Origin of the sequence: Frankia sp. CeD, assembly GCF_000732115.1 — a bacterium.
In the GTDB taxonomy this organism is placed as follows: Bacteria; Actinomycetota; Actinomycetes; order Frankiales; family Frankiaceae; genus Frankia; species Frankia casuarinae.
Genome location: NZ_JPGU01000015.1, coordinates 1 through 6717, shown reverse-complemented (window position 1 = coordinate 6717; position 6717 = coordinate 1). Strand labels below are relative to the sequence as shown.

Genomic DNA, 6717 nt, shown 5'->3' with positions numbered 1-6717 from the left:
GCGCAGCACGGCGGCGAATCCGGCAACCTCCGCCTCACCGACCGCGTCCAACGAGGGCAGACCGCATGCGGAGAGATGATCACAATAGCGGCGCAGGTCGCGACGGTAGGCGAGTACCGAGTTGCGCGCGAGTCCGCGTTCGCCCTCCAGATGGTGGAGATAGCGCTCGATGACGCCGGCAGGCGTGCCACGCAGCTGGGACAGCTGGGACCCGGCTCGATGATCCGCAGGCCGGGGCGGGTCGTCCGGGCCAGCCAGGTCGTCCGGGCCAGCCAGGTCGTCCGGCCCAGCCAGGTCGTCCGGGCCGGGCCGAGGTGCCGACGGACGATGATCCGAGGACCCGCCGACGCCGGATGCCGAGGCCGCGGGGGGGCGCAGCCGGAATACCCGGTCGCCGTCGGTGACTCCCATCATCGAACTGATAGTAGGACCTGCCCCCCGTTCTCCGTTGGTGCCTATCCACATACCGCGTTTCCGCGGCTATCCTGGCGACTTGTGCGGGCGGGCAACGGGTCGTCACGGTACGCCGCACGGCTGGGGGTCGTCATCGCCATGCTCGTCATCCTCACGGGCGCGGGCTGCGGCGGCGACCAGCACGAGCCGTCCGGGGCCGCGATCCCGGCCCGCCCCGGTTCCCAGAACCGGGGCACGGCCGTCTCCGGCGGCCCTTCCGTCTCCGGTTCGGCCCCCGGTTCGGTCGATGACACGCCCGCAGCCGCCACCCGCACGGTCGAGGGCTACTTTCACGAGATCAACGAGGCCGCGCGGGCCGGTCGGGTCGCGGTTATCGCGCCGACGGCGCTCGGTGGCTGCCAGCCCTGCGCCCTCGACGTCGGGGTGACCCGCTCGCTCCAGCAGCGGGGGCTGCGCGCGGACGGGCCGGCCTATCAGCTGAGCGACGTGCTCGCCCGGCCGCGGGTCGGGCTCGTCACCGAGGTGGACTTCACCGTGCGGACCCGGGCGGTGGGGCTGCTGGACCCGGCGGGCCGGCGGGTCTCCGACGCCCCGGCCGTGCCGACCCGGGTCGGCACGGCCGAGCTGTCGCTCACCGACCACGGCTGGCGTATCCAGACCCTGCGCTACGCCCCGGCCCAGGCATGACCACCGGCCCGGGGACGACCGGCCCGCACGCGACCACCGCCGCCCGCACGACCACCGCCGCCCGCACGACCACCGCCGCCCGCACGACCACCGCCGCCCGCACGACCACCGCCGCCCGCACGACCACCGCCGCCCGGCGCCGCACGATCCCGCGCCCGGCGCTGATCGCGGTCGGCGCACTGCTACTGGTCGGCCTGACCGGCCTCGCCGGCGGCGCGACGCCCGCCGCCGCGGCGCCCGGACGCACCGTCCCGGTGCCCTGCGTCGGCGCGCTGTGGGGTACCTGTGACACTCGGGCCACGGACAACGGCTACCAGTACCGCTACCACGACGGAGCGCTGGAGCGCGTCGGGATCCCGACCGGCTCGGGGGCCCGGCGGAGCGCGGCCTGCGGCCAGGACTGTCCGGACGACCCGGCGGCCGTCTGTGACCTGCTGACCGCGGTCGGGCCGGATCCGGCGATGGACGCGCAGGCGCGGGCCCAGTACGACCAGGCGGTGGCGGGCTGCTTCAACTACCTGCTGCCCGCCGGCGCGGTGCCGATCGCCCAGGTGCAGGCCGCGCTCGCCAACTACCTGCGCGAGAGACTCCTGCCGAAGCCGTCCATCGTCATTGCGCCGTCCGGCCGCAGCTTCGCGAACCTGGCCACGATCCTCTACACCCCGGTGCCCGACTCGTTCACGTTCAACGTCGACCAGCCGGTCGTGGCGACCATCAGTGCCGTTCCCCACTATCACTGGGAGTTCGGCGACGGCGAGACCGGCCCGGACGCTCCCGGCCGGCCCTACGACCCGGCGATCTCACCGCGCGATCATCCCGAGGCCNACGTGGCGCACGGCTACGCCCGGCCGGGCCGGTACCAGGTGACCCTCGCGGTGACCTGGGATGGCACGTTCACCGTTCCCGGGGTCGCGCAGGCGTTCCCGATCGCCGCGGTGACCCTCGCCGCCGCGGCGGGCCTCGTCGTCGACGAGGCCGCCGGCGTGCTGGTCCACAACGACTGACGCCACCGCGGGACCGACGCCACCGCGGAGAAACGGGGGCCGCGGCGCGGCGGTGGCTCAGCCGCGGTGGGCGGGACGAGCGGGCCAGGGTGCGTCGGGTGGGCGCAGACCGGCGTAGTTCTCGGCGCGTGCCCGGGCCGTGGCCAGCAGCCCGATGACCGCCATCGCGTTGGTGATCTCACCGCGCAGGACCCGTTCGACGGCGTCGGTGAAGTCGATGCGGGCGAGACCCATCTCGGCCTCCTCGTGCACCGGCACGTACCGCTCGGCGGCCGGGATCTCGTGCAGCCCGCGGGCCAGGAAGAGGCGGTAGGCCNCGTCGGNCANCCCTGGCGANNNCCACACGTCAACCAGCAGATCGTAGCGGTCGGCGCGCAGCCCGGCCTCCTCGGCCAGCTCCCGCGCGGCGGCCGAGGACGCCGGCTCGCCCGGCACGTCGAGAATGCCGGCGGGCAGCTCCCACAGCGGACCACCGACGGGATGACGGTACTGATGGACCATCACCACCCGATCGGCCTCGTCGAGGGCGACCACCCCCACGGCGCCGGGATGCACCACCACATCACGCTGCGAGATGTCGCCATCCGGCATCCGCACCTGATCGCGGCGGACGGAGATGACCCTCCCCTGGTAGGCCAGGGTGCTCTCGGTGACCTCGTACCGGTGCGGGGTCGCCGTCACGGGGACACCAGCGCGGCGGTGCCGTTGGAGCTGACGCTCGGCCGGGACGCGCTCGCGCCCCGGCGGATACTCCCGCCGGATCGACCAGCCGTGACGCCGCGGGTCTGCGCGGCGCCGTTCTCCGGGACGCCGTTCTCCGGGGTGGGGGCGTCCTCGCTCGGCAGGTCCACCGGCAGCATCCCGCGGCGGCGGTCCGCATGCGCGACCGCCGCGGCGACGAGACCCCGGAACAACGGATGGGCCCGGGTCGGCCGGGACCGGAACTCCGGATGTGCCTGGGTGCCGACGTAGTACGGATGCACATCGGCGGGCAGTTCGACCACCTCGACCAGGCGGCCGTCCGGTGACGTCCCGGAGAAGACCAGCCCGGCGGCGGCCAGCCGGTGCCGATAGTCGTTGTTCACCTCGTACCGGTGCCGGTGGCGCTCGGCGACCTCGGCGGCGCCGTATTCACGCTGGGCGAGCGTGCCGGGCGCCAGCACGCACGAGTACAGGCCCAGTCTCATCGTGCCGCCCATGTCCCGGGTGCCGGCCACCACCTCGTGCTGGTCGGCCATCGTGGAGATCACCGGGTGGGGGGTCTCGGGGACGAACTCGGTGGAGTTCGCCGCCTCCAGGCCGGCGAGACTGCGGGCCGCCTCGATGACCATGCACTGCAGGCCGAGGCAGATACCGAGGGTCGGAATGCCGTTCTCGCGGGCGTGCCGCAGCGCGGTGAGCTTGCCCTCGATGCCCCGCACCCCGAAACCACCGGGAACGATGACCCCGTCGATCCCGTCGAGCAGGGTGGCCGTCGCATCCGGGGAAGAGCACTCGTCCGAGGTGACCCACCGCAGGTCCACCCGGGTGTCGGTGGCGAAGGCGCCGGCGCGCAGGGCCTCGGTCACCGAGAGGTAGGCGTCGGGGAGATCCACGTACTTGCCGACGATCGCGATCGTCGCCGTGTNGGCNGGGNGGTGCNCCCGCCGCAGCAACGTGTCCCACTCCGTCCAGTCGACGTCGCGGAAGGACAGCCCGAGCCGACGCACCACGTAGGCGTCGAGGCCCTCGCGGTGCAGCACCCGGGGGATGTCGTAGATGGAACTCGCGTCCGGCGCCCCGACGACGGCCTCGTCATCGACGTCGCACATCATCGCGATCTTCTTCTTGAGCGAATCGGGCAGCGGCCGGTCGGACCGGCAGACCACGGCGTCGGGCTGCAGGCCGATGCTGCGCAACGCCGCGACCGAATGCTGGGTCGGCTTGGTCTTCAACTCTCCGGAGGGGGCGAGGTAGGGGACCAGGCTCACGTGCACCGTCAGGGCGTTGTCCCGACCGACCTCGTGGCGTACCTGACGGATCGCCTCCAGGTAGGGCAGCGATTCGATGTCCCCGACGGTCCCGCCGACCTCAGTGATCACCACGTCGACGGAGTCATCGGCCAGCCGCCGGATCCGGTCCTTGATTTCGTCGGTGATGTGCGGGACGACCTGGACGGTCTGGCCCAGATAGCCGCCGCGGCGTTCCCTGGCGATGACGGCCGAGTAGACCTGACCCGTCGTCACGTTGGCGCTGCCGTCGAGGCTGACGTCGAGGAACCGCTCGTAGTGGCCGATGTCGAGGNCGGTCTCGGCCCCGTCGTCGGTCACGAACACCTCACCGTGCTGAAACGGGTTCATCGTTCCCGGGTCCACGTTGAGGTAGGGGTCGAGCTTCTGCATCGTGACACGAAGTCCACGAGCCTTGAGTAGTCGACCAAGGCTCGACGCGGTCAGNCCCTTGCCGAGACNGGACGCANCCCCGCCGGTGACGAAGATGTGTTTGGTGATATGCGCCTGACCCACCCGAAGCTCCCGTGGTTACGCCGCCGGTCCGGCCCCGGCGCCTCCACGGGACTTCACGGTAACAGCTCCCCCGCGCGACGCCTCCAGCGCAATGCGGGGACTCTGCCATAAGGGTGAGTCATGGCCCTCGGTTATCACCTTCGGTGACTGCCTGGACCACCGCAGGATGTCCGACCTCCCGACCGCGGTGGCACTACGGCAGCGCCTTGTCGGCCTCCGCGGCGGCGAGCAGCTCCTCGGCGTGCCCACGGGCCAGCGGGCTCTCCTCCTGGCCGGCGAGCATCCGGGAGAGCTCCCGCACCCGGCCGGCGTCGTCGAGCGTGACGATCCCGCTACGGGTGACCGATCCGTCGTCGGCCTTGTGGACCACCAGATGACGGTCCGCGAAGGCGGCGACCTGCGGCAGATGAGTGATACAGATCACCTGATGGGTGCGGGCGAGGCGGGCGAGGCGCCGGCCGATCTCCACCGCGGCCCGGCCGCCGACCCCGGCGTCCACTTCGTCGAAGACCATGGTCGAACCGGTGTCGGCGGCGGCGAGGACGACCTCGATCGCGAGCATGACCCGGGACAGCTCACCGCCCGACGCGCCTTTCTGGACCGGCCGCGGCGGCGCCCCGGGATGCGGTATCAGCCGCAGCTCCACGTCGTCGACGCCGAACGGTCCGAACGCGACGACCCGCAGGCCGACCGGCAGACCGGCTGGATCGTCGCGCTGCGACACGGCGGCCTCCNCCCGGGCCCGGGGCATCGCGAGCCCGGCGAGCTCGGCGGCGACCGCCGCACCGAACCGGGCCGCCGCCTTGGTCCGGGCCTCGCTGACCTCCTCGGCGAGCCGGGCCAGCTCGGCGGTCAGGCTGTCCCGCCGGGCGGTGAGCGCCTCGACGCTGTCCCCGGCGCCGTCGAGTTCCAGCAACCGGCGCCCGGCCTGGTCCGCCCAGGCCAGCACGCCGTCAATGCCGGTGCCGTGCGCCCGGGTCAGGCTGGTGAGGGCGGCCTTGCGCGCCTGGGCGTCGGCGAGGCGCACCGGGTCGGCATCGATGCCCTCCGCGTAGGAGGCGAGGTCCGCGGCGACGTCGGTGAGCAGCATCCCCACCTCCGTGAGCCGCGTGCCGAGGGCAGCGAGCTCGGCGTCAAGGGCGGACTCGCCGGCGATGACCCGCTGGGCCGCGGCCACCAGATCGACCGCACCGGGCTCGTCCGACCCGGTGGCCGGATCGCTCATCAGCGCGGCGTGCGCGGTCCGCGCCGCCCGCACCAGGGTCTCCGCGTGCTCCAGCTTGGTCAGCTCGGCGTCGAGGGTGACGTCCTCACCGGGGCTGGGGGCGATCCGTTCCACCTCGTCCAGGCCGATGCGCAGCAGCTCCGCCTCCTGCTCGCGTTCACGCACCCGGTCGGTGATCTCGGCGAGCTGCCGACTGACCCGGGTCAGCTCCCGGTACACACCGCCGTAGCGGGCCAACGGCCCGGCGACGGCGGAACCGGCGAACCGGTCCAACGCGTCACGCTGGGTGGACGGCTTGAGCAGGCGCTGCGCCTCGGACTGGCCGTGCACGGCGATCAGCTCCTCGGCGATCTCGGCGAGGACACTCGCCGGAACCGAGCGGCCCGCGACCTGCGCCCGGGACCGGCCCTCCGCGGTCAGGGTCCGACCGACGACGAGGACGGCGCCCCCCGGATCCTCGTCGAGGTCGCCGCCGACTTCGCGGACCCGGGCCGCGACAGCCGACTCGGCACCGATGACGAGCCGACCCTCGACAAAGGCGCGATCGACCCCGGGCCGGACCAGACCGTAATCCGCCCGCCCGCCGGTGAGCAGTCCCAGCCCCTGGACAATCATGGTCTTGCCGGCTCCGGTCTCGCCACTCACCACGGTGAGGCCGGGAGCGAGGTCGAGGGCGGCATCGTCGATGACCCCGAGGCCGCGGATGCGAATCTCCTCGAGCACGCCCCGAACTCTAGCGTCACCAGGACGGAGGCCGATATCGCAGAGGCGGAAGATCCGACATCGCTGTCCCCGCGTCGCGGCGAAGCCCCCCGACAATCACCCCAGGAAGCTCGCCGAAGGCGAGCTGACGGAAACCCCGAACGGCGCCCAGGGCCAGGGG

General features: G+C 73.0%; 6 protein-coding genes (1 of these 6 only partly in view). 2 read left to right on the top strand and 4 right to left on the bottom strand.

The window, feature by feature from the left end; genetic code table 11:
• Positions 1–411, bottom strand: part of the annotated coding region (locus tag CED_RS25260; protein WP_235187026.1) for a site-specific integrase (this coding region is incomplete at its 3' end). Its footprint begins 6 nt before the window's first position; 411 of its 417 annotated nt are in view.
• A 141-nt stretch (positions 412–552) separates the two neighbouring features.
• On the opposite strand from CED_RS25260, the gene CED_RS10650 reads away from it, so the two are divergent.
• Together CED_RS10650 and CED_RS10645 are read left to right on the top strand one after the other, a co-directional pair.
• On the top strand, positions 553–1101 hold the full coding sequence (locus CED_RS10650) for a hypothetical protein (protein ID WP_235187019.1): 549 nt from the start codon (positions 553–555) through the stop codon (positions 1099–1101).
• Entirely contained in the window at positions 1098–2105 is a 1008-nt protein-coding gene (locus CED_RS10645) for a PKD domain-containing protein (protein WP_035910281.1), read from the top strand. Before CED_RS10650 ends, CED_RS10645 begins: the two co-directional genes overlap by 4 nt.
• Positions 2106–2162: 57 nt before the next feature.
• Here CED_RS10645 and CED_RS10640 read toward each other — a convergent pair whose 3' ends face one another.
• From CED_RS10640 to recN, 3 genes are all read right to left on the bottom strand, one after another.
• Entirely contained in the window at positions 2163–2786 is a 624-nt protein-coding gene (locus tag CED_RS10640) for an NUDIX domain-containing protein (RefSeq protein WP_035910279.1), read from the bottom strand.
• A complete protein-coding gene (locus CED_RS10635; protein WP_035910277.1) occupies positions 2783–4609 on the bottom strand; it encodes a CTP synthase in 1827 nt (608 codons plus the stop codon). Before CED_RS10635 ends, CED_RS10640 begins: the two co-directional genes overlap by 4 nt.
• 193 nt (positions 4610–4802) lie before the next feature.
• Positions 4803–6557, bottom strand: coding sequence for a DNA repair protein RecN (recN, locus tag CED_RS10630; protein ID WP_035731750.1), 1755 nt, complete (start codon positions 6555–6557; stop codon positions 4803–4805).
• Between the last annotated feature and the right edge of the window lie 160 nt (positions 6558–6717).

Excerpts from the sequence above, each read along its gene's own strand:
- CED_RS10650 (WP_235187019.1), top strand. The coding sequence starts at position 553 with ATGCTCGTCATCCTCACGGGCGCGGGCTGCGGCGGCGACCAGCACGAG.